General features: G+C 52.2%; 21 protein-coding genes. 5 read left to right on the top strand and 16 right to left on the bottom strand.

The annotated features are described in order from the left end of the window. Window positions 1–171 precede the first annotated feature (171 nt). Window positions 172–807, bottom strand: coding sequence for an HAD-IA family hydrolase (locus FH871_RS09520; RefSeq protein WP_138991209.1), 636 nt, complete (start codon window positions 805–807; stop codon window positions 172–174). Window positions 808–1,035: 228 nt separating this feature from the next. Between FH871_RS09520 and FH871_RS09525 the strand changes: the two genes are divergently transcribed. After that, the gene (locus tag FH871_RS09525) at window positions 1,036–1,749 is read left to right on the top strand and encodes a head GIN domain-containing protein (protein ID WP_138991210.1); all 714 of its coding nucleotides are present in this window, start codon (window positions 1,036–1,038) and stop codon (window positions 1,747–1,749) included. A gap of 286 nt (window positions 1,750–2,035) precedes the next feature. Here the strand turns inward: FH871_RS09525 and FH871_RS09530 are convergent, their stop codons facing one another. The 9 genes from FH871_RS09530 to FH871_RS09570 all read right to left on the bottom strand — a co-directional run bounded on the left by FH871_RS09530 (window position 2,036) and on the right by FH871_RS09570 (window position 14,811). Beyond that, window positions 2,036–5,167 carry an efflux RND transporter permease subunit gene (locus tag FH871_RS09530; RefSeq protein ID WP_138991211.1) on the bottom strand — a complete coding sequence of 1,044 codons (3,132 nt, stop codon included), beginning with the start codon at window positions 5,165–5,167 and terminating at the stop codon, window positions 2,036–2,038. Between the two features lie 29 nt (window positions 5,168–5,196). Further along, window positions 5,197–6,252, bottom strand: a complete 1,056-nt coding sequence (locus FH871_RS09535) for an efflux RND transporter periplasmic adaptor subunit (RefSeq protein WP_138991212.1) — start codon at window positions 6,250–6,252, stop codon at window positions 5,197–5,199. 104 nt (window positions 6,253–6,356) lie between these two features. Next, window positions 6,357–7,685, bottom strand: a complete 1,329-nt coding sequence (locus tag FH871_RS09540) for a TolC family protein (RefSeq protein ID WP_138991213.1) — start codon at window positions 7,683–7,685, stop codon at window positions 6,357–6,359. Between the two features lie 79 nt (window positions 7,686–7,764). After that, window positions 7,765–8,241 carry a MarR family winged helix-turn-helix transcriptional regulator gene (locus FH871_RS09545; RefSeq protein ID WP_114407456.1) on the bottom strand — a complete coding sequence of 159 codons (477 nt, stop codon included), beginning with the start codon at window positions 8,239–8,241 and terminating at the stop codon, window positions 7,765–7,767. A 100-nt stretch (window positions 8,242–8,341) separates the two neighbouring features. Further along, window positions 8,342–9,076 (bottom strand): SDR family oxidoreductase, encoded by a 735-nt coding sequence (locus FH871_RS09550; RefSeq protein ID WP_138991214.1) that lies wholly within the window; start codon window positions 9,074–9,076, stop codon window positions 8,342–8,344. Between the two features lie 111 nt (window positions 9,077–9,187). Beyond that, on the bottom strand, window positions 9,188–9,763 hold the full coding sequence (locus FH871_RS09555) for a Crp/Fnr family transcriptional regulator (RefSeq protein ID WP_138991215.1): 576 nt from the start codon (window positions 9,761–9,763) through the stop codon (window positions 9,188–9,190). Window positions 9,764–9,776: 13 nt separating this feature from the next. Further along, entirely contained in the window at window positions 9,777–11,174 is a 1,398-nt protein-coding gene (locus tag FH871_RS09560) for an FGGY-family carbohydrate kinase (protein ID WP_138991216.1), read from the bottom strand. A gap of 103 nt (window positions 11,175–11,277) precedes the next feature. Then, entirely contained in the window at window positions 11,278–12,552 is a 1,275-nt protein-coding gene (locus FH871_RS09565) for a TIM barrel protein (protein ID WP_138991217.1), read from the bottom strand. Between the two features lie 123 nt (window positions 12,553–12,675). Continuing rightward, window positions 12,676–14,811: a bifunctional aldolase/short-chain dehydrogenase gene (locus tag FH871_RS09570; RefSeq protein ID WP_138991218.1), complete on the bottom strand. Its 2,136-nt coding sequence runs from the start codon at window positions 14,809–14,811 to the stop codon at window positions 12,676–12,678. A gap of 255 nt (window positions 14,812–15,066) precedes the next feature. On the opposite strand from FH871_RS09570, the gene fdhD reads away from it, so the two are divergent. Beyond that, on the top strand, window positions 15,067–15,906 hold the full coding sequence (gene fdhD / locus FH871_RS09575; protein WP_138991219.1) for a formate dehydrogenase accessory sulfurtransferase FdhD: 840 nt from the start codon (window positions 15,067–15,069) through the stop codon (window positions 15,904–15,906). Window positions 15,907–15,968: 62 nt separating this feature from the next. Here the strand turns inward: fdhD and FH871_RS09580 are convergent, their stop codons facing one another. Genes FH871_RS09580 through FH871_RS09605 form a run of 6 tightly spaced genes read right to left on the bottom strand, consistent with a single transcriptional unit; the run spans window position 15,969 to window position 22,767 of the window. Continuing rightward, window positions 15,969–16,580 (bottom strand): tetratricopeptide repeat protein, encoded by a 612-nt coding sequence (locus tag FH871_RS09580; protein ID WP_138991220.1) that lies wholly within the window; start codon window positions 16,578–16,580, stop codon window positions 15,969–15,971. Between the two features lie 24 nt (window positions 16,581–16,604). Continuing rightward, entirely contained in the window at window positions 16,605–17,834 is a 1,230-nt protein-coding gene (locus tag FH871_RS09585; RefSeq protein WP_138991221.1) for a hypothetical protein, read from the bottom strand. Continuing rightward, on the bottom strand, window positions 17,831–20,038 hold the full coding sequence (locus tag FH871_RS09590; protein ID WP_138991222.1) for an urea transporter: 2,208 nt from the start codon (window positions 20,036–20,038) through the stop codon (window positions 17,831–17,833). Before FH871_RS09590 ends, FH871_RS09585 begins: the two co-directional genes overlap by 4 nt. A 22-nt stretch (window positions 20,039–20,060) precedes the next feature. Next, complete coding sequence (locus FH871_RS09595) at window positions 20,061–21,428, bottom strand: diaminopimelate decarboxylase (protein ID WP_229317170.1); 1,368 nt, start codon at window positions 21,426–21,428, stop codon at window positions 20,061–20,063. A 26-nt stretch (window positions 21,429–21,454) separates the two neighbouring features. Further along, complete coding sequence (locus FH871_RS09600; protein ID WP_138991223.1) at window positions 21,455–22,528, bottom strand: ATP-grasp domain-containing protein; 1,074 nt, start codon at window positions 22,526–22,528, stop codon at window positions 21,455–21,457. Further along, window positions 22,525–22,767 carry a PqqD family protein gene (locus FH871_RS09605; RefSeq protein ID WP_138991224.1) on the bottom strand — a complete coding sequence of 81 codons (243 nt, stop codon included), beginning with the start codon at window positions 22,765–22,767 and terminating at the stop codon, window positions 22,525–22,527. The genes FH871_RS09600 and FH871_RS09605 overlap by 4 nt, the downstream gene beginning before the upstream one ends. A 124-nt stretch (window positions 22,768–22,891) precedes the next feature. Between FH871_RS09605 and FH871_RS09610 the strand changes: the two genes are divergently transcribed. The 3 genes from FH871_RS09610 (at window position 22,892) to FH871_RS09620 (ending at window position 24,644) form a co-directional block, all read left to right on the top strand. Beyond that, complete coding sequence (locus FH871_RS09610; RefSeq protein WP_138991225.1) at window positions 22,892–23,623, top strand: LytTR family DNA-binding domain-containing protein; 732 nt, start codon at window positions 22,892–22,894, stop codon at window positions 23,621–23,623. A 24-nt stretch (window positions 23,624–23,647) separates the two neighbouring features. Continuing rightward, window positions 23,648–24,244, top strand: coding sequence for an RNA polymerase sigma factor (locus FH871_RS09615; RefSeq protein ID WP_138991226.1), 597 nt, complete (start codon window positions 23,648–23,650; stop codon window positions 24,242–24,244). A gap of 100 nt (window positions 24,245–24,344) precedes the next feature. Beyond that, entirely contained in the window at window positions 24,345–24,644 is a 300-nt protein-coding gene (locus tag FH871_RS09620; RefSeq protein WP_229317171.1) for a hypothetical protein, read from the top strand. Window positions 24,645–24,646: the final 2 nt, after the last annotated feature.

Below are 24,646 nucleotides of genomic sequence, written 5' to 3' on the forward strand. Positions count from 1 at the left end.
TGGTTTATATCCCTCGTTGTCCTGGCCTGGTATTGCGGAAAAGCATTGCGCACGCCTGGCAAACCGAATTGGCATAAAGCCATTGTGTCTACTATGTTTTGGCCTTTTTCGATTCTGACGAACTGGCAGGCGGAAAAAGAGGAGAAAAAAAGGAGCGTAACACCCTGCCCCTTACCCGGCTGAGACCACGGTTTTGACGATGTCCTGTACGGTATAAAAAACCGTACTATCGGCGTAGGCTTCCAGTACATCGGCGCGGGTGTAGCCCCAGGCAACGCCACCGAAGGCAATACCGGCTCCTTTCGCAGCTTCCATGTCCCGAATTTCATCGCCGACACAAAGCGCTTCGCCGGGCTGTACGCCAACTTTTGCCAGGGCTTTTCGGAATTTGTGCTGTTTCCCGAACAGCGAACTGCCACAGCCGTAGTGCGTAATGAGGGCTGCGGTTTCGGGGCCCAGCACCCGTCGGATATTCTCTTCCGAATTCGAACTGACAATGGCGAGCCGGACGCCCTGATTCGACAACTGCTTTAACAGATCGGGAATACCTTCAAACAACGGAATTTGCGCAATGTCTTTGCCCATCTGGCGAATAAAGGCATTGGCAATGAGCGGTATTTTCCAGGCGGGCAGCCGGGTGTTTTTCATCAACTGACGGGCATCCATGCCCCGGAGCTGATCGACATTTTCAGGATCGATGGGTGGAAAATGGTAGGTCTCCGCCAGCACATTTACCGTTTTCAAAAAATAAGGAAAGGAATCGGCCAGCGTGCCATCGAAATCGAAAATAACCAGTTTGTAGTTCATCGTCTTTGTTGTTTTACTTGCCGATTTAAAGTCCTGAAAGGCCGTCTGGATGGGAACTTGTTCAAGAGAAACTCCCAAAGTTCAGGCTGATAAGCGGTTTTTCCATCCATCATCCCCATTTTCTTTTCTACAAAAAACTTTTTTTCAAAACCGCGTAGGGGGAGCGATTCCGACGCGGGTCATAGCCGTATACAACAGCAAATACATTCACAAATCGCTATGACAACCATGAAATTATCCACCATTCTTTCCGCTTTTTTTCTTTTCGCCCTGGTGTCGCTGACCTCCTGCGACTTTGAACACGTCGGCCCTTATGAAGAGGACGACCGCTCGTTTGGCCTGACCAACTTCGACCGGCTCGACATGGGCAGTGCCTTTACCATCAGCGTCGAACAAGGCAGCAACTTTAGCATCGAAGCCCGCGGCAACAGCCGGGATCTGGATGATCTCGACATCTACACCCGCGCCGGTACGCTGTACGCCCGCTATCGCAATGGCTCGTCGCGGCACCGGCGTTACGACATGAACATCACGATTACGATGCCAAGCCTGCGGGGCGTCGATTTTTCCGGTGCCTCGCGTTCCGACATCAGCGGTTTTCAGGGCCTGCGGGATTTCGATATCCGGCTGACGGGTGCATCCCGTTCAACGGTCGACATCGATGCCGACCGGACCAACATCGACCTGTCGGGCGCATCAGACCTCGATCTCAGGGGAGCGAGTGGGCTGCTGATCGGCGAGTTGTCGGGAGCCAGCAAAGTAGAAGCCTTTGATTATCCGGTTGATGAAGCCGAACTGGATTTGTCGGGAGCCAGCACGGCCCGCGTCCGGGTGTCGAAACTGCTCGAAGTAAAAGCCAGTGGCGCCAGCAGCGTGCGGTATCGGGGTACTCCCGAGGTAAAAACCAATATATCGGGGTCAAGCACCGTGCGCAAGGATTGATTTCAACGATGCAAGAAGTGAGAGTAAAGAGAAAAGACTTTTTAACCAAAAAGGAGCACCCGACAAGTGCTCCTTTCTTCTGTACTTGCTTTGAAAAAACTCAGAAGTTGTTTGAGCAAAGGCCGGAAGCCTGTCCTGTCAATAGACAACAACATCAGCGCGTGTAGCTCCGGAGGAGCGGTCTGAAGATGTTTATAGACCGCTCCGGAGCTACCACGCGCTGATGTATGTTGTCTATTGACAGACCGCCCTTCCAGGGCCCTCCCCGGTTAATTCAAACTGCTTGTCAATCAATCGCCTGCGCCACTTCCAGTTCCTGCGGTTTTTTCGGTTTTACTTTCTTTCCGGTAAACCGGGCGATAATCCGATCGACCACCAGATACATCGACGGAACGATCAGCAACGTCAAAATCAGCGACGACGTCAGACCGCCGATGATGACCCAGGCCATCCCGTTTTTGGTTTCGGCACCGGCACCACTCGCCAGCGCAATCGGCAGCATCCCCAGAATCATCGCCAGCGTCGTCATCAGAATCGGGCGCAACCGCTCTTTCCCGGCTTCGATCAGGGCATCGACCACATCGTGCCCTTCGGCTTTCAACTGGTTCGTAAAGTCAACGATCAGAATGGCGTTTTTGGCCACCAGACCGAGCAGCATGATCATCCCGACAATCGAGAAAACCGTCAGACTTTCCATCGTCAGCGCCAGCGCCAGCAAGGCTCCCACCAGGGCCACCGGAATGGAGAACAACACGACGAACGGATAGACCACGCTTTCGTAGAGTGCCACCATGATGAAATACACCAGCAGAATGGCAATCATCAACGCCAGTCCGAGGCTACCAAACGCGTCGGATTGTTGCTGCAACTGACCCAGATACTGAATCGAAACGCCTTCCGGCAGTTTCACGTTCGCCATTTTGGTTTGAATATCCGTCCCAACGGTTCCCACCGGACGACCCACCACCTGGGCATTAACCGTTACCGAAGAAAGCCGGTCGATGCGTTCCAGCACGCTTTCCCCGATTTGCTCCTGCACCTGAGCGAATTGCGAGAGTTCAAACGTTTTGCCCTGGTTGTTGACAAATGTCAACCGGCTGATGTCCTCCGGCTTGGTGCGATCGAACTGATCCAGGCTGATGAGAATATCATACTCATTCCCTTTTTGCTTGAATTTCGACAGGTCATTACCCCGGAAGGCATTTTGCAACTCGATCCCAACCTCAGAGGCATTGATCCCCAACTGGGCCATTTTATCGCGGTCGAGATTGACCGTTACTTCCGGTTTTGGGTCTTTCACCGAATACTTCACATCCTGTGTGCCCGGCACCGATTGCGTCACTTCCTTCACCTGTGCAGCGGCTTTCCGGATATCGGCCAGGTTCGTTCCTTTCACGGCAATCTGAATCGGTGCCTGCGAAGCTCCCACAAGACCCACCGGAACAACCGTTACTTTCACGCCCGGAATTTTGCCAACTTCTTCTTTCAGCAATTGACCGAAGCCCTCAGTCGATATGGTGCGCAGTTTTTTATCGATCAGTTTCACGTTCAGATCGGCAATGTTGCTGTTCGAGGAGGTAGCAATCCCGCTGCTGGTATACCCCACATTGGTGAACACATTGGTCACTTCGGGGTGTTTCATAATAATTTGCTCCGCCCGCTGCGCTACGGCATTGCTCTGATAAATGGAAGCCGTCGGTGCGAGTTCAATCTGGATGCTCATTTCACCCTGATCACTGGCCGGCATAAAGGCACCACCGATAAAACCGGCCGGCACTAAGGCAATGGAACCCACCAGCAAGGCAAAAATACCGATGAATACATAGCGTTTGTGGCCCAGCACCCAGACCAGAATCCGACCATAAGCGGCCGTCAGCCGGTCGATCAGGCTTTCGAAACCGAGGTTCAGACGTCCCCACAAAGAGCTTTTGCTCAGGACTTCGATCTTGCCAAAGCGCGATGCCAGCAAAGGCGTCAGCGTAAAGGAGACCAGCAAACTCATCAGCGTCGAGAAAACCACCACCAGGGCAAATTCCCGCAGGATGTTCCCGATCAAACCGCCGGTCATGGCCAATGGCACGAACACCACGACGTCCACCAGCGTAATCGCTAAAGCGGTGAAACCAATTTCACTCCGTCCGTCCAAAGCCGCCGTCCGTTTGTCTTTGCCCATTTCGAGGTGTCGGTTGATGTTTTCCAACACCACAATCGAGTCATCGACCAGAATACCGACTACCAGCGACAAGGCCATCAGCGTCATCAGGTTCAGTGAAAAACCCATGATGTACATGAGCGCAAAGGTCGGAATCATCGACGATGGCAGGGCCACCAGCACGAACATGGCCGACCGGAAACTGTGCAGGAAGAGCAGCATGACCACCGACACAATCAGAATCGCCAGTCCCATGTCAAAGACGACGGCATTGGCCGACGCCAGGGTGTAGATCGACTGATCGGAGGCAATGTTGAATTTCAACTTGAACTTGCTGTATTGTTTTTCCAGTTGCGTCAGCTTGACCTGCGTCAACTGGCTGACCGATACGGCATTGGCATCCGACTGTTTCTGAATTTGCAACCCGATGGCCGGCAGGGCATTGATGTGGTTGATGGCGGTCGGTTTGGTGGTTGCGTCCACCACTTCGGCCAGATCCTTGAGCAACACCTGGCTGCCGTTGGTTTTGCGGACAATGATCAACTCGCGCAGGCGGTTGGTCGTTTCGACGGAAGCATCAAAACGAATCGAATACTGGGACTCGCGCGTTTCCAACTGACCGGCCGGATAACTGGTATTGGCCGCGTTGATGGCCTGTGAAACCTGGCCAATCGACACACCGTAGGCACGAAGTTTTTCCGGGTTGACGTTCACCTGAATTTCGCGTTCGTTGCCGCCGATGACGTTGACCTGGCCCACGCCGGAAACGTTTGACAACTGCGGTTTGATGTCATTATCGATTAGGTCGTACAGCGCCGTCGGTGACATATCGGCCGTAACCCCCATCCGCAAAACCGGGATTTCATCGGTCGAGAATTTGTTCAGAATCGGGCGGTCGGCTTCGTCGGGCAACAGGTTGACAATCTGCTCCACTTTCCGCTGGGCATCCTGCTGGGCCAGGGTGGTGCTGATGCCGTTTTTAAGCTGAATAATCACAATGGAGGCCCCTTCCTGCGAGGTTGAGGTCATGCGATCCAGCCCTTCCAGCGACGATAGCGCGTCTTCAATGCGCTTGGTCACGTTGGTTTCCACCTCATCGGCGGAGGCTCCGCGGTAGGTCGTGGCCACGCTGATGACGTTGGCTTCGAACTTCGGCAACAGGTTGTAAGACAGTTGCTTGTAACTCAGTGCCCCAAACAGGATGAGTACAATAAAGATGGTGATTACCAGCAACGGCCGTTTGACCGCTATTTCGGATATGGACATGGTTTGAATCGTTTAAGCCGTAGGTACGGTTATTGGGTGATCTGTACGGTTTTGCCGTCGCTCAGGTTCAGTTGACCCGTCGTTACCACCTGATCGCCAGCCGATAACCCCTCCAGCACTTCGATGGAATTGTCGAATTCCCGGCCCACTTTGATAACGCGTTTCTGCACGGCATTGCCGTTGATGATGTATACGTACGGATTCTTGATGCTCTCGACCAGGGCCATGCGCGGAATTTGCAGGGCTTTCTGGTTGGATTTCTGCGAGAAATCAACGTTGACAAACGTTCCGGCTTTCAGTCCACCGGCGTTGTCGATGGTAATCTCAACCGGGTAATTGTGTTCCTCGGTCCCCTGCGGAGCGATGTATGAAATGCGGCCGCTGAACGTTTTTCCCGGAAACACATCCGCCGACACGCGAACCGTCTGGCCTTCGCGCAACCGGTACACGTCACTTTCGTTGACCGGCACCTGTACTTTCAGCCGGGCCACGTCCAACACCGTTCCCAACACCGTCCCGACGGTGATGTATTCGCCCGGTTCGATGTTTTTCTTCACAATCCGGCCGCTGATCGGCGCTTTCACGTTGGCATCCGCAATCTGCTTCTGAATCTGCTCGGCCTGATTGACGGCGTTTTCGTAGTTATATTTTGTCTCATTCAACTGAATTTCGGTGGTTGCATTGCCCGCCAGCAGGGTGGTATACCGCGTCACGTCTTTTTTCAGCTTTTCGATGTTCAGTCGGGTGGCTTCCAGCGACAGTTCTTTCAGTTTGTTGTCGAGTTGCACCAGCGTCGCGCCCTGCCGGATCGAAGAACCCAGATCAAAATTGACCTGCGTCACTTTGCCGGCGGTGGTGGCCGTAATGTCGGCTTCCTTGAACGGGATCAGATTGCCGGTTTTGACCAGTTGCTGGCTGACGGTTCCTTCTGCAACCGGTGCAACGGTCACCGGAATGGCGGTGTTGGTGTTGGTCGGCATCTGGTTTTTTTCATCGATTTTCTTCTTGTTGGAAGCCAGCCGGAAGCCGATGAGTGACGTAATGGCCAAGAGAGCGACGATGACGATGATGGTGGTCTTTTTCATTTTGTTCGGTTGTATAGTGTAGTTGATCGGTTTAGAATTTATGATTTGTAGTTGATTTTCAGTGTTTTAACTTTAATCTATAAATCCTGAACACTAAACTATTTTTAGAGCTGGTTATAAAAGGTTAACAACGTGCCCTGCGATTGTTCCAGATCGAGTCGGGCCTGGTAGAAATTAATGAGCGAATTGATGTAGTTCGACTGGGCCTGCCGGTACGAATTGTCGGCATTGATCAGATCCGTCAGCGGTTTGGTTCCCTGCTTGTATTGTAAGGTCGTGATGTTATAAACCTCCTGCGCCAGCTTCACGGTTCGTTCGTCGTTTTCGGCGTTCAGTTTCGCTTTCTGAATTTGCGACTGGGCATTGCTGAACTGAAGCTGATAGGCCGAGCTGTTCAGCCGCTGTTGCTCTTCCTGGGTCAATACGGTCAATTTAGCCTGCTGCACCTGCGCATCGCGCTGGAATCCGTCGAAAATCGGCACGTTCAATCGCAACCCGATGCTGCCATACCCGATAAAATTCTTAAAGGCATTGCTGAATTGATTCGCAAAGTTCAGCGTACCGTAATTGGCCGTGAAATTTAAACTGGGCATATAACCGGCCCGGATTCGCTGGAGTTGCAATCGTTGCAGGGCCAGGTTCGTCTCGGCTTGCTGAAACGTCACCAGATTTTTGGCGTCGAACTGGGTTTGTTCCACCACGGGCGCCACCCTCATCAGCAACGAATCCGATAGCGTCAGCGGCTGATCCTGCGATAAGCCCATTTGGTATTTCAGACGGTTCAGGGCCAGGTTTACATCGTTTTCAGCCAGCGACAATTGCGAACGGGTGTTGTTGTAACTCACTTCCGTATTCGTATAATCCACGGGTTGAATCACGCCGTTATCGCGTTGCAGTTTCAGAATGTTCAGCACCTGCTGCGTCCGCTCCAGGTTGTCTTTCAAGAGGGCGATCTGTTGCTGGGAAATAAAAACCTGGTAGTAGTTGCTCGTGATGTTGTAAATAACGTCCTCACGAGTTTGCCGGTTGTTGAGTTCGGCCAGTTGCTGGTTGGGCTTATTCGCCTTCAACCCCAGCAACAGAGCCCGGTCATAAATAGGCTGAGTGGCCTGGGCTACCACATTGTTCTGGTATTTCTGGCCAAAGACAACCCGAATCGGTTCCGGCGTAAGCGGACCCGCCGGTATGACGGATGTTTGCAACTTGACGTTATCCGTGAATGACGCAGAACCCGATACCTGCGGTAAATAAAGCCCCAACGCCTGCCGGGCCTGTTGATTGGCGGTTTCAACCTGATAGCTGGCAATTTTCACGGTTCCAAAATGCTGAAGACCGTAATCGATACATTTTTTCAGCGACCAGCTTGTCTGTGCCCAACCGGGCAGCGAAGCGGTTATTGAGAGGGATACAAGCAGAACAACTATTTTTTTCATGATTGGTAATAAACTAAGAAAAACTTATATTGTTGATAGGTCTACTGTTGATATGTCAACAATATGGGTAAATAAAAAATCAACTTTCAACCAAAGCCGTCAACTTCCGAAGGAGTTTGAGCAACGTATCGACCTCTTCCGGATCAAGCTGGCTTCGCACTTCTTCGTCCTGCCTTTTGGCCGCTTCGATAATCTGATCGATAATCATCTTGCCAGCCGGGGTCAACTGAATCAGGTTTTTGCGCCGATCGATGCTGTCCGGGGTAATTCGGAGGTAACCATCGCGTTCCAAGGTGCGAATAGAGCGTTGAATGCCCGATTTGTCTTTCTGCAAGGCATTGGCAATGTCCTGCTGCGAAAGCAAGCCATCCGGAGCAAAGTTGACGACAAAAAGTACCGGAAGCTGTTCATACTGGAGTGTAAAACCGGCTTTGGCCAGATCCCGATTCGCTTTTTTGGCAACCTGGTGTAAAAAGTGGTTCACGTTAAATACCACAAATCCCCCCATCTGATTGAATATCTTTTCCCGTATACTGGTTTCTTCTTGCGTGATCATGGTGCAAACTTATAATAGGTTGATATGTCAACCAAATTTTTCCGGAAAAAGTTTTGTATTTTTTGAGGATGCGGTCGATAAGGAGGATGAATGGTAAAAGCTACCCATTCTTCATCAGCCGGTCGGCCAATGCGGGCGAGAGCCGCTGGAGCAGCCGGAGCAGTTTGGTTTTCCCGATCCGGCTTTCGAAGTGGTTCTTCCGAAAGTGGCGAATGAACTCATCCACCAGTTGTTGGGGCGTTATTTTCCCCTTTCCCCGGCCGGCCGTCATGGGCGTATCGACCAGCGCCGGAATAATTTCGAAAACGTTTATGCCGGTTTTCGCAAGCTGATACCGCAGGGCTTTCGTGGTCGTATGGATAGCGGCTTTGGTTCCGCAATAGACCGGCGCTGATTTTTTAGGCGCATAAATCAAACCGGATGACACCGTCACCAGAGCGGCCTCGGGGTGTTTCAACAAAACCGGCAGAAGGCCGTAGGCTAATTGTAAAGGGCTGGTCAGGTTAATCGTGATTTCGTTGCTGATTTTCTGATAACCATCCGATTCGGTTTGCCAATCGTACGGGTATTGAACCCCTGCATTATTGATCAGTACATTGATGTCCGGATAATCCTCCAGGCATTGCCGGATCAGGGCCTTGACCTGCGTCGCATCCGCGAGATTGCAGGGAATGGTGTCGATGTCTGGAAATTGACTGCGAAGGTTGGTTAACTTGCCCGGATCACTGGAAACCACAATCAGCCGGTTGCCGAGTTCATAAAACCGCCTGACCAGTTCATACCCAATGCCCGAAGTGCCGCCGGTCAGCAGAATCGTATTGTTCGTGACTTTCATAGAATAGGCTGTCAGTTGACGGTAAACGCCTGAAGGAGAGTTTACTGTCGTATCTTTTGCCGCCAAAACTATCGGACACGAAATGAAAAAAAAATGACATAGGTAAAGAAATCAGCGCTGCGCTATTTTTCGCCGGATGCGGCTTAACTGCGTCGGGGTGACGGCCAGATAGGAAGCAATGTGGTATTGCGGAATGCGTTGTTCGAGTCCGGGATAATGTTGCTGAAAGAGTGCATAGCGGGTTTGGGCATCCAGCAAAACGAGTTCAATTTCCCGTTCTTCTTTCTGAACAAAAAACCGTTCCGCCAGCATCCGGGCCGCCCGTTCGAGATCGGGAGCGCCGTCATAAAGGGCCGAGAGGGCCGCAAAATCGGCTACCAGCAAGCGGCAGTTGGTTAGGGCCTGCTGCCAGATTTGGTTTGGTTTGCCGGTAATCAGTGACGCATAACCACCCGCGAAGGAATCCGGGACGAAAAAATGTTTGTTGTATTCCGTACCGTCCCGATTCCGGTAAAAGGCCCGGATAATGCCTTCCGTTAGAAAGCCAATTTGCGTGGCTTTGCGTCCCTCTTCCAGAAAATACTGGCCTTTCGGCAACCGGATTTCTGAAAAAAGCGGTTCCACCCTTTGCCAGGTTTCGGGACGAAGGGGTGTGAGGGTGTTCAGAAAGGCTTTTAGGGTTTCCAAGACTCCGCAGTGCCTAAACCGCATACCGGCCGGTAGCCGAGTAATGTTTTAACTCAATGGTGTCACCCGGCAACGGTTTGGTATTCCAGTGGTGGTGAATCGCCAGGGCCGACCCCAGCGCCGTCGCCTGGGCCATCGAAGCAGCAAACACTTCGGTATGGGGGAAAGCGGATGCCAGCAAATTCATGTAAATCGGGTTCTTGCTGAATCCGCCATCCACAAAAATGCGCTTGACCGGCGAGTTTTCCAGCACCAGGTTGGTCGAGATCAACTGCTGCGACACAATATCGAGCATCAACTGGTGGTAGGCTTCTTCGTAGGACCGGAAAACCGACAAATCACGGTGCCGGAACAACGATTCCTGGAGCGGAGGAGCTTTGACGCCCTCAAACCGGTTGTCGGAATTGGGGCGCGACTCCCGCAAATACTGAATCAGATCCGAATCATAATCGACCTGCTTGTACTGATCGACCGGTGTCTGGAAATGGGCCGCAATTCGTTTGGTCTGCTGTTCGTGTTCATAGCCGGCAAACAGACGCGACGCCTTGATCGGCTGGCCCTGGTAATGCAGGTAACACAGACAATCGTACTGCAATTCTTCCGCCGTCAGCGGAATGGTATTGAACGGATTCAGGCTGATCGACCAGGTTCCGGTCGAAATCAGCACGAACGGTTCCTGAAAAGAGGCCAGATAGGGAATTAAAGCCGCCGAACTGTCGTGCAAACCAACGCCTACCTTGAGCGGGTGGTTTAGCCAGATGGCGTTTAGCACACTGTCCGATGTGAAAATAGGGCCAAAAAGTTTGTCCAGTTGCTCGGCGATGACCCAGTCGTGGTACTGGTTTTTGTTGAAATCCCACAGCATCGTGTGGCAACCGATGCTGGTGACGTCCGTCAGCACCTGTCCGGTAAACAGGTAACTCAGGTACTGGGGTAAATGCAGCGAATACCAGATCCGGCGGAACAACTTCGGTTTGTCATACTTGATCCGGTAAAGCATCAGGCCCGAATTCAGGCTGTCCAAAGCCGGGGAAGCGGTTTGCATCGCCAGCGTCGTTTCGTCACCGTACGTACTGTAGAACTTCTGCCGGATGGTGGCCGGATACGGTTTCAGGTAATTATAGAGATAGCCGATGGGGCGACTTTCCTCGTCTAGATGGACGAAACTGGCTCCGTAGGTCGAAAAATTCAACGCCCGGATGTCGAACTCGGGTAACTGCAAGACGTCCCGCAGCAGGGTTTGCACCCAGGCCGTGAGCCGGGCAACGTCTTCGCACGGATCGCCATCGTCGTCCACGATTTCGTCAAACGGTTCCGATCGCTCCCACACGATTTCATACCGTTCGTTAAACAGAAACAGCTTCTTATTCGTCTTCCCGACGTCGAAAATGGCAATAACGGGCGTTTTCATTTTTTGAATGAGTGAATGAGTGAATGAGCGAATGAGCGAATAAAGTACCATGAATCCGGCAGGTTATTCACTCATTCGCTCATTCACTCATTCACAATTGAATTTAAAGTCCTGTGGCGATGGTTTTCAGGCCGCGTTCGCCGATGAGTTGCTGACGGATGTTCAATTGTCGGAAGAGAGCCAGGGGGTGCAAAGCTCCACCGGCGCGCCGACGGGCTTCGGCCACCAGGGGCCGGACGTCGGTGCGGTAGGCTTCCTGCAAAATCTCCTGCGCCCGCACCACATCGTTGGCGTCGCGGGCTTCTTCCAGGGCCGACCGATCGACCAGCAGCGCCTGTGCATAGGCTAATTGAATGGCTTCGACCGATTGCAGCAAATCTTCCAGCGGATCTTTGACGTTGTGGCTGGCGTCGATCATCCAACCCAGATCGGTCGCGTGATTCATGCCTTTGGCGTCCATACCTTCGATCAATTCGTTGAAAATCAGAAATAACTGATAGGGGCGAATGCTGCCAACCGTCAAATCATCGTCGCCGTATTTGGAGTCGTTGAAGTGAAAACCGCCCAATTTGCCTTCCATCAGCAGCAGCGAAACGATTTGCTCGATGTTGGCATTCGGCAGGTGGTGACCCAGATCGACCAGCGTGTAGGCTTTCGGTCCGAGTTTAGTGGCAAACAGCAATGACGAACCCCAGTCGCCGACGGTCATCGAATAGAAATTGGGTTCAAAGGCTTTGTATTCAACGAAGACCTTCCAGTCGTCGGGCAAAGCTGTGTAGATTTCCTGCAAACTTTCCTGCGTGCGTTCAAACGCTTTCCGGAAATTCAATTGCCCCGGAAAACAGGAGCCGTCTGATAACCAGACTGTCAGCGAATTGGAGCCCAGCGCCACCCCGTGTTTAATCACGTCGATGTTGTGGTCGATGGCCTGTTGTCGAACCGCCCGGTCGACGTGCTGTAAGGAACCAAATTTGTAGCTATGCTCCTGGTTCGGCTGGTCCTGAAACGTGTTGGAGTTCATGGCATCAAACCGCAGACCGAAGCTGGCCGCCAGACTTTTGATGGCTTCGCCGTCCGTCGGAATGTCCCACGGAATGTGCAGCGAAATCGCCCCGCTCGATTGGTTGAGAGCGTGCAATAGGCCCACATCGGCAATTTTTTCTTCCAGCGAACGCGGTTCTCCACCGCCCGGAAAACGCCCGAACCGGGTGCCGCCGGTGCCGAGCGCCCAACTCGGAATAGCAATCTGAAAATCGATCAGCTTCTGGATGATGGGTTCGGCGTTTGCAATTTCATCCGTCCAGTAGGATAGCTTGCGCTGGTGCGCTTCCAGTGCCTTCTGGTTATGATCGGCTATTTTATACGCTTCGAGTTGCATGTCAGGGTAAGGGTTTAAGGCTGTTGTTACACAGAGTTAATCAGAGCGTATTGGAGTTTATCAGAAAAAAACTCTGGTTGCCTCTGATGTTCTCTGATTAGCTCTGTGTAACAACAACATACATTATCTCACAAATGCCATCGCCACACCACCATCGACGTTCAGCACGTTGCCGGTCGATTTACTCAATAAACCGCCGACGAACGCGAAACAGGCATTCGCAATATCGTCCGGCAGAATGATTTCGTTCAGCAAGGTCCGTTTCGCGTAGTAAGCTGGCAGTTCGGCTACCGTTACGCCGTAGGCTTTCGCCCGGCCTTCGGCCCAGGCACCCGCCCAGATTTTACTGTCGGAAATCACCGCATCCGGGTTCACGACATTGACGCGAATGTGGTCTTTGCCGAGTTCGGCGGCATTGAGTCGGCTCAGGTGCAATTGGGCCGCTTTCGCCGAACCATAACCGGCATTGTTCGGGCCGGAAACCAGACCGTTTTTGCTGGCGATGTTGATGACGTCGCCCCCCAGTTTCTGCTTCCGCATGATCTCGACGCCCTTCTGGGTGACCAGAAACTGGCCTTTTACCAGGACGTCATACAGCAGATCCCAGTCTTTTTCGGTATGCTCTTCAATCGGTTTCGAGATCGACAGACCGGCGCAGTTTACCACAATATCCACCCCGCCAAACGCCAGCGCAGCCGCTTCAAAGGCCTTGCTGATGGTTTCGGCACTGGTTACGTCGAGTGTTGCGGAGGTGTGCGTATCCCGGCCGTATTGCTGGCGGAATTCCTCATCCGCGCCTTTCAACCGTTCCGGATCGTTGTCGTTGATGACCACCACCGCGCCTTCGGCGACAAACCGCTTGGCAATGGCTTTTCCGATTCCACCCGCACTGCCGGTGATCAGCGCAATTTTGCCCGACAAGGGTTTTGGCTTCGGCATCCGCTGCAATTTCGCTTCTTCCAGCAGCCAGTATTCAATGTCGAACGCTTCCTGACGCGGCAACGAGGTGTATTCCGAAATGGCTTCCGCCCCCTTCATCACGTTGATGGCGTTGGTATAAAACTCGGCCGCCACGCGGGCGGTTTGTTTGTCTTTGGCAAACGTAAAGAGGCCCACACCCGGCCACAGGATCACGACCGGATTTTTATCGCGGATGGCGGGGCTGTTCGGGTGTTTGCAGGTTTCGTAATACGTCTGGTACATCGCCCGGTAGGCTTCATACGCCGGAGCCAGTTTTTCCTGAATCGTTGCGGTATCCGTCACATCCTCGTCCGGTTTCAGGTCAAGCACCAGCGGGCTGATTTTGGTCCGCAGGAAGTGGTCGGGGCAGGAGGTTCCGAGCGGAGCCAGCCGGTCCAGATCATTGGAGTTGATGAATTCCAGCACACGCTCGTCGTCCGTAAAATGGCCGACCATCGGCGTATGGTTGGAGCAGAAACCGCGCAGAACCGGGGCCAGCGTGGCCGCCTGCTTCAGCCGGGCGTCTTTTTCGAGGCTTTCAATTTTGGCACCACCAAAAACCGGACGGGTTTTGCCGTAGTTTTCTTCCAGATATTCCGCGCATTTTTCAATAACTTCCAGCGTATTGATGTAGCTTTCGTAGGCCGTGTCACCCCAGGTGAACAAGCCGTGTGAGCCCAGCATGATGCCCCGGATACCCGGATTCTGCTCCAGGCATTCGGCCAGTTTCAGACCCAGGTCAAAACCGGGACGTTGCCACTCGACCCAGCCGATGGTGCCATCGAACAGTTCCTGCGTAATTTTTTTGCCGTCTTTGGCAGCCGCAATCGCAATGGCCGCATCCGGGTGCAGGTGGTCGATGTGGGCAAAAGGCAGAAAACCGTGCAGGGGCGTATCGATTGAAGGCGCTTTGGAGGACAAATCGAAAATGCAGTGGTTGAACAGTTCCACCATCTCATCTTCAAACTCAATACCCCGGTAGACGTTTTTCAGACTCCGCAACCGATCGACGTAAAGTGCCGCCAAACCACTTTTTTTGAGTGTACCAATGTCTCCGCCAGAACCTTTGATCCACATCACTTCCGTATCGTTGCCCGTCAGCGGGTCTTTGGCCATCACTTTGCAGGAGGTGTTCCCGCCACCGTAGTTGGTCAGCCGGAGGTCGGCACCTAAAAGGTTAGAACGATAGATGAGGAGGGCTACTTCGTCACCGGCCAGTTGGGCGGCTTTGGCTTCGTCCCACAAGTAGCTTACATGACGAAACTCGTTCGCCTGCCGTGTTTTGTTCGTACTGAGCATATCGAATTGATGTCGGAACGCCGACGCGATTGAAACTTCAGAGCCTTAATTCTGTACTAAAAAGCGGTTTTAACCAAATTATACCCAAAGATAAACGCTTCCGACAGCCTTACTTTCATGTACTGTCCTATTTTGTGCCTGAAAAATGAATTTTCTGTCTGTCAACTCAGGCTTTGGAGACGACAATCCGCCAATTTAGCACGTTTAAACTCTTTTCTGTTAATTGGGTTTTTTAAATAAAGAATATAAAACCGCATGTTGGCCGTAACACCCGTCAAAATCCAGAAAATCAGTCAAAACCATGAACCTCAGGAGCACAGCGACCTGCTGGCGGTGGAAGAACCACTGGAAATCCGCCTGGGGTTTGGCCCGCCCGACGACCGCCAGCAGCGCAGCGTAGCCGTCACGATGCGGACGCCAGGCCACGATGAAGAACTGGCCCTGGGCTTTTTATTTACTGAAAATATACTTTTTACGCCTTCCCAAATCATTTCCGTCCGACATTGTGTTACCGATTCGGAGAAAAAAGGCAATGTTCTTCGCGTTGAACTGCAGCCGGACGTCAAAATCGACTGGCAGCGGCTCGAACGACACAGTTATACGGCTTCCAGTTGCGGGATTTGCGGAAAAGCGTCCATTGAAGCGGTCCAAACCGCTTGTAAGACCCCCCTTTCTGCCGATTTTCGGGTAGATTCGGAAATTATTCACCGTTTACCGGAAAAACTGCGGGCGGCCCAGCGGACGTTTGCTTGCACGGGAGGACTACACGCAGCGGCTTTGTTCGATGAAACCGGGCAGTTGCTGCTGGTTCGGGAAGACATCGGGCGGCACAACGCGCTGGACAAACTCATCGGTGCGGCTTTCTGGCAGGGCTGGTTGCCACTAAGCCGGTTTGGGGTACTGGTCAGCGGGCGCGTTGCGTTCGAACTGGTGCAGAAATGCTGGATGGCGGGTGTTCCGCTGCTGGCCGCCGTGGGTGCCCCGTCGAGTCTGGCCGTGGAACTGGCAAATGAAGCCGGAATGACGCTGCTCGGTTTTGTCCGGGAAAACCGGTTTAACAACTATACGCTGGTGAAGAATGTTGTATATTCCTGAAATTGAATGGCTTGGCTTGGGTGGCCCACGGTCAGAACCGTGGGCCGTGATGATTCCGATACCTACTGCTTCAGGGCCGCCAGCCCCTGCACGGCCGAGGAGTCGGTGGGCGTATTGAGCAAAGCCCGGTTGAACAGTCCGCGGGCTTCGTTCGCTTGTCCCAGCATGTATTTGGTCCAGCCCAGCATGAGCAGGCTGTCATGATCGAAGGGATACAGTTTGAGGACCTTCTGAAAATAGACCTCGGCGGTTTTGTATTCCTTGCGGTAATAAAACACCAGCCCCATTCGATAATTGGTAAGGGTATGGTTAGGGTCGAGTTTTAAAATCGCCTGATATTGTTCCGTTACCAGGTCCCAGTGGTTAAGGCTCGAGGCAGGCAGCGCGTAGCCCAGCCGGGCTTCAATGGAAGTTGGTCGCTGCATGATCGCCTTTTCGTAGTAGGTAACCGATTCGGGTAATAAACCGGCGAGGTAGTGGAGCCAGCCTTGCCGCAGGTTAATTTCATACGAATTGTCGTTCGTTTTCTTCAGAGCTGCGATGGCTTGTTTGTACTCTTTTTTGGTTTCCAGTGTATAGCTTTCCTTGAAAGCATTTAGCGTTTGGGCGTGTAGTGATGCCAGAGAAATGGCACAAAAAATAAGGATGGCAGCGATTTTTTGCGTGGTTTTCATCGTGTTAGGTAATTTAAACAGAGATTAAAATGGAATGATAAAACCGCCCGTAACGGTCAGGTAGTGGTAATTTTGATTCAGGATATTCGATCCTTTCCGTTCGTATTGGCCGAGCAAATACAATGACGTGCGTTTGCCGACACCAACGTTGAACAGCAGGGTGGTTTTGTCGCGGGTCGGATCTGGTACGTTGTTGTAAATGGCCGTGGTCGATTCCAGAAAATTAGTGGTTTGGAAATAACCGTAGCCCGCCTTGATGCTAAACTTCGGCGAACTCGTAAAAACCGCATTCAGGCTCCAAAGTGGATTCCAGGTGCTTGTGAGTGATTTATTCTGAAGCTCATAACTCCCTTGAAACCGTACCCGATGAATGGCATATTCTCCACCCAGCCCGATTTGCCACTGGCTTTCTTTGTTCGGAATTCCCCCTCCTGGTGGTGGTCCCTGATCAGGCGATGGGGTGCCGCCATTGCTGATTTGCGAATACGTCAGCAACGGAAAGACTTTCCATTCGTTGCCGCTTCGGGTCAGATTGAGGTGAAAAACCGTACCGCGCTGTTGAAGGCCGGTCATGGCAGTGCCGGTACCCGTGACTGAAAACCGATGAAAGGCGGGTGAAACGAGCCAACCGGGCGATAGACGCAAGTCCGTACGAATAAAATACTGGAGCTGAATGAGATGGATATCAGTGCCGTAGCCTTGCGAAAGTCGACTAAGCGATTGGTATAGGTGCATAAACGGACTAAGGCGGTGCTCCAGGCCAATCGTCAGATAAGTGGCATTTCCGACCTGATCCGGAACCGAACTGACCTTGATTCCACTTTCCAGGTTCAGGGAGGTAATGAACTGTCGGGCGCGAAACCCCAGGCGTTGTTGCACAACCGTCGGAAACGCATCGGCACGGGCAACGGCTTCGGCAGGGCGACCATCATACAGCAAATTGTAGTAGAGATAAACTTGTGCAACCGAATCGCGGTGATCGAAGTGACGCGCTGCGTTCAGATGCACGATACTTTGGCCGAAATCGCCCCGTAAAAAGCTGGCAATCCCGGCACGCTGGCGTAACGCCAGATAGTCGATTTGGTTGTTGATCGATAATTGGCTTATTTTCAATACTTTCCACCAGTTCCGTTGTGCGTAGGTTTCCTGTATCTGGGCTTCAATACTGAGGTAATCCGGTTTGTTCTGGGCAAACCCATCCTGTATCACCACCCCCAAAAGGATGGTGGTAATCAACACGGCAGCTTTTTTCATACGGTTTCCTCGATTAAAACAGGAGCGGGTAAAACGTCGGTAGAATCGGTAAACGGCAAAATCTGGCGGACAACCAACGTGCGGTTCTGATGACGAATGGTGAATTGGGCAATGGTTTTGTTTTCGAGCAGCATCTCGAAATGGTACAGTTTCACCGATTTGCCCAGTACTTCCCTTTTCACAGAAGATTGGATCTTTATCATTTTAGGCCGGATGTAATGATCCATCTGTCCGTAGGTCAGCCGGTAGGGGTAATGGCGGTAAATGGCAAAGGGAGCTAGAAAATCCTGCACCAAACGCCCCGGGCCCTGATCAATCTGATGGAGCGGAATCTCATCGTCGATGGTGGTATTCCTGTAAAATCCCAGCATCACTTTATAGGCCGCCAGGTAGAAATAGTACAAGAGCGTGTGGCGCGGACCACTGTATGATGAGAAATAGAACATCGTTCCGTCATTGACAAAAAAGGCCGTCGAACCGGTGCCCGCGCAGTGCAGATAAGCTTGGTTCTGGCTTGTTGTGCCCACTACCCATTCCTCCGCAAAGCGTTCGGTCTCCGATTCTCCCTGAAATTGCAGCACCTGGCCGGGCACAAATCCGAAACTTTCGCGGAGCAGCGGGGTCGTCCGGATGTTGGCTATCGTCTCGTTCTCCTGCGGCACATCGTAACTTTTCAGGCGGATTTCGGGATGGTTTCTCAGCAGGTAGTAGGTAATCGGATACTGAATCGTCGGTGCGCCCACGTCGGGTGTTGCCTGTACCTGAAAATGGATGTGTGGCTCTGGCGAACGACCCGAATTACCCAGGATGCCTACGACATCGCCCTTGCGTACATAATCGCCCGGCCGCACGGTGAAACTGTCTTTTTTCAGGTGCGCAATCTTGGAATACAGGTAATCGGCGTGTTTGATGACTATCGCGTTGCCCCAGTTTTCCTTCATGTTCATGTTGCCGATGGGGTTGTCTTCGATACCGTCTACGATGGTCACGACATAGCCCGAAGCCGGCGCTACCACCGGCATGTTGTAACCATAGTAATCATCGGGGGTGAGGCCGGTGGTCCGGAAGGATTTTTCGGCGACATCCCGGATCACAAAGTCCCAGGCAAACCGGTAGGCGTCTTTGTGGGTGTATTTTCCGTTATAGCCTTGATAAACAGTCCATTCTCCGAAAAAAGGAAGGCCAATTTCCAGGTAGGTAGATTTCCCGAACCGTTGCCGGTAGTTTCGAAACGAATACAGATTGATCTCCGGTGCATCGTGCTGATGGGTCACTTCCACCATTTCCGGAACCAGGCCACCCTTGCGCAGAGCATACATCACCAGCGGGACAATCATCACAAACGGCAGCGATAAAACGGGCAAATCCGCCTTGCCGAACAGGTTGGTGCCTGCAACGATCAGCAACACGACCACTGGCATTACCAGTACAACCAGCCCGTAGGTACGCCAGTTGGGAATGTACATAAATCCGCCCAGTGCAAGGGCTGTCAGGACGAAATTGAAGCCGATAAAATGGTCGCTGATGTGAACGGGGTTACCACCGAGGCTGCTGAAAAAACCGTATCCCGTCAGAAAACCCAAAACCGATAACGTAAAACTGATGCGGGAAGCCCACAGCATGCCCAGGACCACCAGCAAGCCGGCCACGACATTCCCCTGAAACAAAATACCACCCAGCGATTGCAGGTAGAACCGTATCCAGTCGGGCAACGGCCCGTATTGAACAAAACCGTACCACTGGGCCGACTGGTCGGTGGAAACCGGCTGGAGATGCAGTTCCGAAAAACCGGTTGAGGCCAGCATGACGATCCAGTAAACGCTCACAAAGGCCATGCTCAGCGAGGGGAGGTTTATTTGGCTCATTTGATGAAAAAAGGCGATGGACAGCCCTACCGTCAACAGACAAGCGACCCCGAATAATCCAAGAAAAGCCCCGTTTACCTGAAGGGCCGATGCCAGCCCCAGCGAAACCAGCACACCATTGTAGCCCATCATGCCCTGTTTCAGCAGGGCCGGATGGGTTCGGATCAAGAGCCCCAGGAGGTTGCAAACTACCGCCCCCGTCAGCCCCCACAGGCCCACGGATGGGTTCGTGAACGATGCCAGCAGCACCAGCACACCCGTTACTTTGCTCTGCGTAAAAAACAATTGCGCATAGCTATTCAGGACCCCCGTAAAGAGGGTTGTGACGGTATTTTTCATAGATAAAAAGGATTGAAGAAACTTATAAATCGAACGATTCCAGGTGGGTTGGGGTCGATTCCAACTGGGTGAGGTCTGCCACCGTTTCGTGTTTGCGGATGAGGTGTGGCTGGCCGTCCTGATCGATGAGCACGATGTTGGGGCGAAGGGCGATAAACTGCATCCACTGCGTCATGTTATAGGCCCCGACCCGGTGTACAACCATCTGATCGCCTTTGTTCAGGGGTGGGAGTTTTACATTCTCGCGCACAACGTCGATGTTCATGCAAAGTGGTCCATACAAAACCGCATCTTCGGCATACTGACTGCAGTCCTGGGCGGGCGAAACGGCGTGTTCATACCAGAATGACGTAAAGAGCAAATTGACCCCAAAATCCATGATGGTAGCCCGCCGACCGTCCGACAACCGCTTGTTGGCCAGTACAGTACCGAGCAGATAGCCCGCATCGTCGATTAAAGCCCGGCCTGTTTCCAGAATCAGCAATGGCAATTCTTCCGACCGGAAACCGGCTTTAATGAGCGTCGTGCAGATCTGTTCGGCATACTCGTGAAAAGAGGGCGTAATGTCGGTTCCGCTCAGATAAGCGCCTTTCAGCGTATTTCTTGAGGCAAATCCACCGCCCATGTCGAGGTACTGAATGTCTAAACCGAACTGCCGTTTGATATTCAGGGCGAGGTCGGCCATTTTCGAAGCCGCTACCGCATAGGCGCTGGTGGTCAGCATAAAAGTGCCAATGTGGCAATGCAAGCCCACCAGATCCATTTTGTCGGTCTGGATGATTTTGGTAATGGCATCCCACGCCTGGCCATTTTCGTAGTTGAAGCCGAAGCGATCCCACATGGGCAGAACGCCCGTGTCCATGTTCACACGGATCGCTACTTTCGGACGTTTGCCGAGTTTGGTACTGACCTCGATTAATCCGTACAGTTCGTCGAAATGGTCAATGTGGATCGGCGAATTATTCAACACCGCCACTCGGTGGTCGTCAGCGGTTTTGTCGGGACCGTTAAATAGGATCTTGTCGCCGGGCACGCCGTTGCCCAGTGCTTTTTCATATTCAAAGCGTGATACCACTTCGGCCCAGGAACCTTCCTGGTGAAAAACGCGGCAAACGGCGTTCATGTAATTGGTCTTATAGGACCAGGCAAACTGCACATTCGGATAGCGGTTGGCGAACGCATTGTAAGCTTCCTGATACGTCTGGCGGATGGTGCGTTCTGAAATCACAAACAGCGGAGAGCCGAACCGGGCCGTCAGGTCCTTCACAGCCAGACCATCGATGTGTGTATGGGGAATAAAGCCGGTTTGCGCTCCGAATTTATTGGTAATACCCGCATTAAGTTGCTTAATGACCGGGCGTTCGTATTTTAATTTTTGCAAGGTTTCCATTTTTAATGAGTGATTGAGTGAATGGTTTACGCCAGTTCCAGCGGACGGATGGCCACTTCGCCCGTGGTGGCGATTTCCTGAAAGCGGCTCAGGTCGCAGATCATATCCCAGGAATATCGAACGAACATTTTGCCCGCTTCATAGTCTTGCTGCGGGTCCACGTCCTGGCCCAGGGCCAGCCGCACCAGCATTTCGGGGTGGTTTTGCCCGCAGGCCGTTGCCAGATAAACCCAGGCCGGAAAACGGGGATTAATTTCGATCAGGTAGACGTTGCCGGAGCTGTCTTCCTTCATCAGTTCAAGCTCCAGACCGCCACCCCAGCGGGTTTGCGTAACCACCTCACGGGCCATGTCAAGCAGATTTTCATCGTCGATCGAAACACCGGCCCATCCTTTGCCCGTGGCCGTTATGTAGGTTTTTCGCATCGCTACGGCGCCCATAAGTCGCCCTTTTCCGTCGCCGAGGGCGGTGATGTTGTACTCCTGGCCTTTTATGAATTGCTGGAGAATGATCGGGGTGCCCCATTTGGTCGCCAGTTTATGGAAGTAACCGTGGGCCTGTTCGGCAGTTTGGGCGACGTAGGCTTCGTAAAATTTGCCTTTTACTACCACCGGGTAGCTAAATTCACTGAGTGCCTGCGCCAGTTCGTCGGTGTTGAAAACCGTCAAACTTTTCGGAACGTCGATGTGAAAGCGTTCGCCAAATTCAACCAATTTACCTTTGAGCCGGGCATCGAACTGCTCCTGCGTGGGCAGCAAAGTCCGAATGCCCATCCGCGTCAGCCGATCGCTGATTTTGATAAAACTGAACAATTCCGCATCAAAATTGGGAATAATCAAATCAAGTTGTTCCTGTTCGTGGATGTAGGCCAGCCGCGAGAGCAGGGTCTCGTGGCCCAGCGACGGATACGGAATGGCGTAAACCATGTCAACCATGCCGTCCATGTAAACGCCTGGTTCGAGGTTTTCGTAAGAGAGCCCGATAATCCGGACGGCGAGGTGACGGCTTTCGCGCAGACTGCGGATGACGGGAATGCCGGGGCCGGGATTGTCGGAATTGTTGAGGCCCGTGACCGCGATGGTGAGGGGTATCTTTTTCATGCTTCGATCAGGTTTTGTTGGTTCAGCATTTTGATGAAGTCATACAGGTCTTTCTCACAGGTCGCTTCGTCGATTTCGTATTTTTCCAGAAGCAGCGCCTTCATTTCGGTATCCGTTTGACCTTCCCGGAGCCAGTTGAGAATCTGGGTGCCAGTCGGGTTTGTCGAGAACGAATCCCCCCGCGACGCGTTAAAAACAAAGCCGTTTTCGCTAATGGCAACGCTTTTTTTGAGTTTCATAAAGAAGTTGGCATTTAAGTGACATCTGCAGTAAAGACGACGTCTAATAGAGAAAACCTTCGGACGATTCAACCAAAACACCGAATCGTTCAGTAAACGGACCTATCGTTTCAGCTAACGGAACATGACGACCAACGCCTTTGAATCGCTCCATTGTCTGATTTATGAAGATACTTTTGACGCTGGTCGCTGGCTCAAACAAGGGCTGCCCGGTTTGTCGGAGAAACCGCTGATTCGGGTTGTCAGCGAAATAAAGCAATTGGAACAGCGGCTCCGGGAAGACGATTATCATCTGGCATTTCTGGTGGTCAGCCAATTGGAAATCAACGATTTCTTGTTTATCCAGAAGCTGGATTTCTGCCCTCCCTTTCTCGTATGCAGTTCCAATCGGGCCGTAGCCGCCGATGCCTTCGTATTGGGGGCGTCCGGTTTTTTGTCCAGCGAAATCCAGCCGAAACACCTGAGTCAGCAGATTGGGCAGCTATTGGCAAAAAATACGATGAGTCTGGGCGTTGGTCAGCGCCACCGGGCTCAGATGCCTTTTATCTTTGTCAAATCGGATTATAAACTGGTTCGACTTAATTTCGACGATATTCTGTTTGTCGAAGGGTTGGGTGAATACCTCCGAATCTATACGGATACCGCCAAGTATGTTGTATTACAGTCCTTTTCCCGACTCATGGAAGTACTGCCTACCCAGCAGTTCCTGCGGATTCATCGTTCATACCTCGTCAACCTGTATAAAATCAATTTCATCCAGAACAATGTAGTATCGGTTGGAAACCATCAACTACCGATCAGCAAAAGCCAAAAGAAACCTTTTCTGGAATTGATTGAACAGGTGGGGCTCTTATAACAATACCTTGGATAGCAGCCAGGAATGAACGAAGGACATGATCTATTTTTAGCAATTCAGGGCATCCGGGAAGGCAACGAAACGGATTTCCGGCGCTTTTATGAGCAGACTAAAAACCGGGTGTACAACCTGGTGCTGGGCTATGTGCGCAACCGCGAAGACGCCGAAGAAATTATGCAGGATGTATTTCTGGAAGTATTTCTTTCGTCCCATACGTTCAAAGGCGATGCCAGCGTAACGACCTGGCTATACCGCATTGCCGTCAATAAGTCGCTTGATTTTCTGAAACACCGGAAACGGCAAAAACGCTTTGCTTTCTTCACGAGCCTGTTCGACACCCAATCGGGCGAAGTGCTGCACCAGCCCACCGACTTTTTTCATCCCGGTATTGCACTCGAAAACCAGGAGAACGCGGCCCGGCTTTTCCGGGCCATCGATACCCTTCCCGACAAACAAAAAACCGCTTACCTGCTCACAAAAGTGGAAGGGCTGAGTAACATCGAAACCGCAGCCATCCTGACCACCAGCGTGGGGGCGGTGGAATCGCTTTTGCAGCGGGCAACCGAAAATCTGAAGAAACAATTGGCCCGCGTTTACAAATCCATAAATGAGGGCGGTTAAATCCAACCCGACTCGTTGGCACTATTGATGCAGAATAAGGTAAGTAACAAATCTTTATCGTAACCCGCAGGAATCGATTATACTTGTCGTCTCAACCGCTATGGAACCTAAAAAAGAGCAATGGATTAACGATATACTGAACAGTACGGATGGAATGCAGCGGGCAGAACCTGGGGCTTTTCTGTTTGCCAAAATCCGTAATCGGCTACCATCGGGTGCCCCGCCGGTGTATGTCTCGCCCGTAACCGTGTGGCTGACCGTCGCCACTTTCGCCTTGCTGATCCTGCTCAACTGGCGGGTGGTAGATTGGCCGTCAAATGCTGCGCCCTCCCAATCCACAGATTTAACCCACGTTGCCACGGAGCTGAATCTTTTCCCGACAGGCAATCAACTCTATTAAAA

Origin of the sequence: Larkinella sp. C7 (assembly GCF_006149005.1) — a bacterium.
Taxonomy (GTDB): Bacteria; Bacteroidota; Bacteroidia; order Cytophagales; family Spirosomataceae; genus Larkinella.

What these genes read in the sequence shown, in the direction of transcription:
- FH871_RS09520 (WP_138991209.1), bottom strand. Translation starts at nt 807, where the DNA reads ATGAACTACAAACTGGTTATTTTCGATTTCGATGGCACGCTGGCCGAT.
- FH871_RS09525 (WP_138991210.1), top strand. Translation starts at nt 1,036, where the DNA reads ATGAAATTATCCACCATTCTTTCCGCTTTTTTTCTTTTCGCCCTGGTG.
- FH871_RS09530 (WP_138991211.1), bottom strand. Translation starts at nt 5,167, where the DNA reads ATGTCCATATCCGAAATAGCGGTCAAACGGCCGTTGCTGGTAATCACC.
- FH871_RS09535 (WP_138991212.1), bottom strand. Translation starts at nt 6,252, where the DNA reads ATGAAAAAGACCACCATCATCGTCATCGTCGCTCTCTTGGCCATTACG.
- FH871_RS09540 (WP_138991213.1), bottom strand. Translation starts at nt 7,685, where the DNA reads ATGAAAAAAATAGTTGTTCTGCTTGTATCCCTCTCAATAACCGCTTCG.
- FH871_RS09545 (WP_114407456.1), bottom strand. Translation starts at nt 8,241, where the DNA reads ATGATCACGCAAGAAGAAACCAGTATACGGGAAAAGATATTCAATCAG.
- FH871_RS09550 (WP_138991214.1), bottom strand. Translation starts at nt 9,076, where the DNA reads ATGAAAGTCACGAACAATACGATTCTGCTGACCGGCGGCACTTCGGGC.
- FH871_RS09560 (WP_138991216.1), bottom strand. Translation starts at nt 11,174, where the DNA reads ATGAAAACGCCCGTTATTGCCATTTTCGACGTCGGGAAGACGAATAAG.
- FH871_RS09565 (WP_138991217.1), bottom strand. Translation starts at nt 12,552, where the DNA reads ATGCAACTCGAAGCGTATAAAATAGCCGATCATAACCAGAAGGCACTG.
- FH871_RS09570 (WP_138991218.1), bottom strand. Translation starts at nt 14,811, where the DNA reads ATGCTCAGTACGAACAAAACACGGCAGGCGAACGAGTTTCGTCATGTA.
- fdhD (WP_138991219.1), top strand. Translation starts at nt 15,067, where the DNA reads ATGTTGGCCGTAACACCCGTCAAAATCCAGAAAATCAGTCAAAACCAT.
- FH871_RS09580 (WP_138991220.1), bottom strand. Translation starts at nt 16,580, where the DNA reads ATGAAAACCACGCAAAAAATCGCTGCCATCCTTATTTTTTGTGCCATT.
- FH871_RS09585 (WP_138991221.1), bottom strand. Translation starts at nt 17,834, where the DNA reads ATGAAAAAAGCTGCCGTGTTGATTACCACCATCCTTTTGGGGGTGGTG.
- FH871_RS09590 (WP_138991222.1), bottom strand. Translation starts at nt 20,038, where the DNA reads ATGAAAAATACCGTCACAACCCTCTTTACGGGGGTCCTGAATAGCTAT.
- FH871_RS09595 (WP_229317170.1), bottom strand. Translation starts at nt 21,428, where the DNA reads ATGGAAACCTTGCAAAAATTAAAATACGAACGCCCGGTCATTAAGCAA.
- FH871_RS09600 (WP_138991223.1), bottom strand. Translation starts at nt 22,528, where the DNA reads ATGAAAAAGATACCCCTCACCATCGCGGTCACGGGCCTCAACAATTCC.
- FH871_RS09605 (WP_138991224.1), bottom strand. Translation starts at nt 22,767, where the DNA reads ATGAAACTCAAAAAAAGCGTTGCCATTAGCGAAAACGGCTTTGTTTTT.
- FH871_RS09610 (WP_138991225.1), top strand. Translation starts at nt 22,892, where the DNA reads ATGACGACCAACGCCTTTGAATCGCTCCATTGTCTGATTTATGAAGAT.
- FH871_RS09615 (WP_138991226.1), top strand. Translation starts at nt 23,648, where the DNA reads ATGAACGAAGGACATGATCTATTTTTAGCAATTCAGGGCATCCGGGAA.
- FH871_RS09620 (WP_229317171.1), top strand. Translation starts at nt 24,345, where the DNA reads ATGGAACCTAAAAAAGAGCAATGGATTAACGATATACTGAACAGTACG.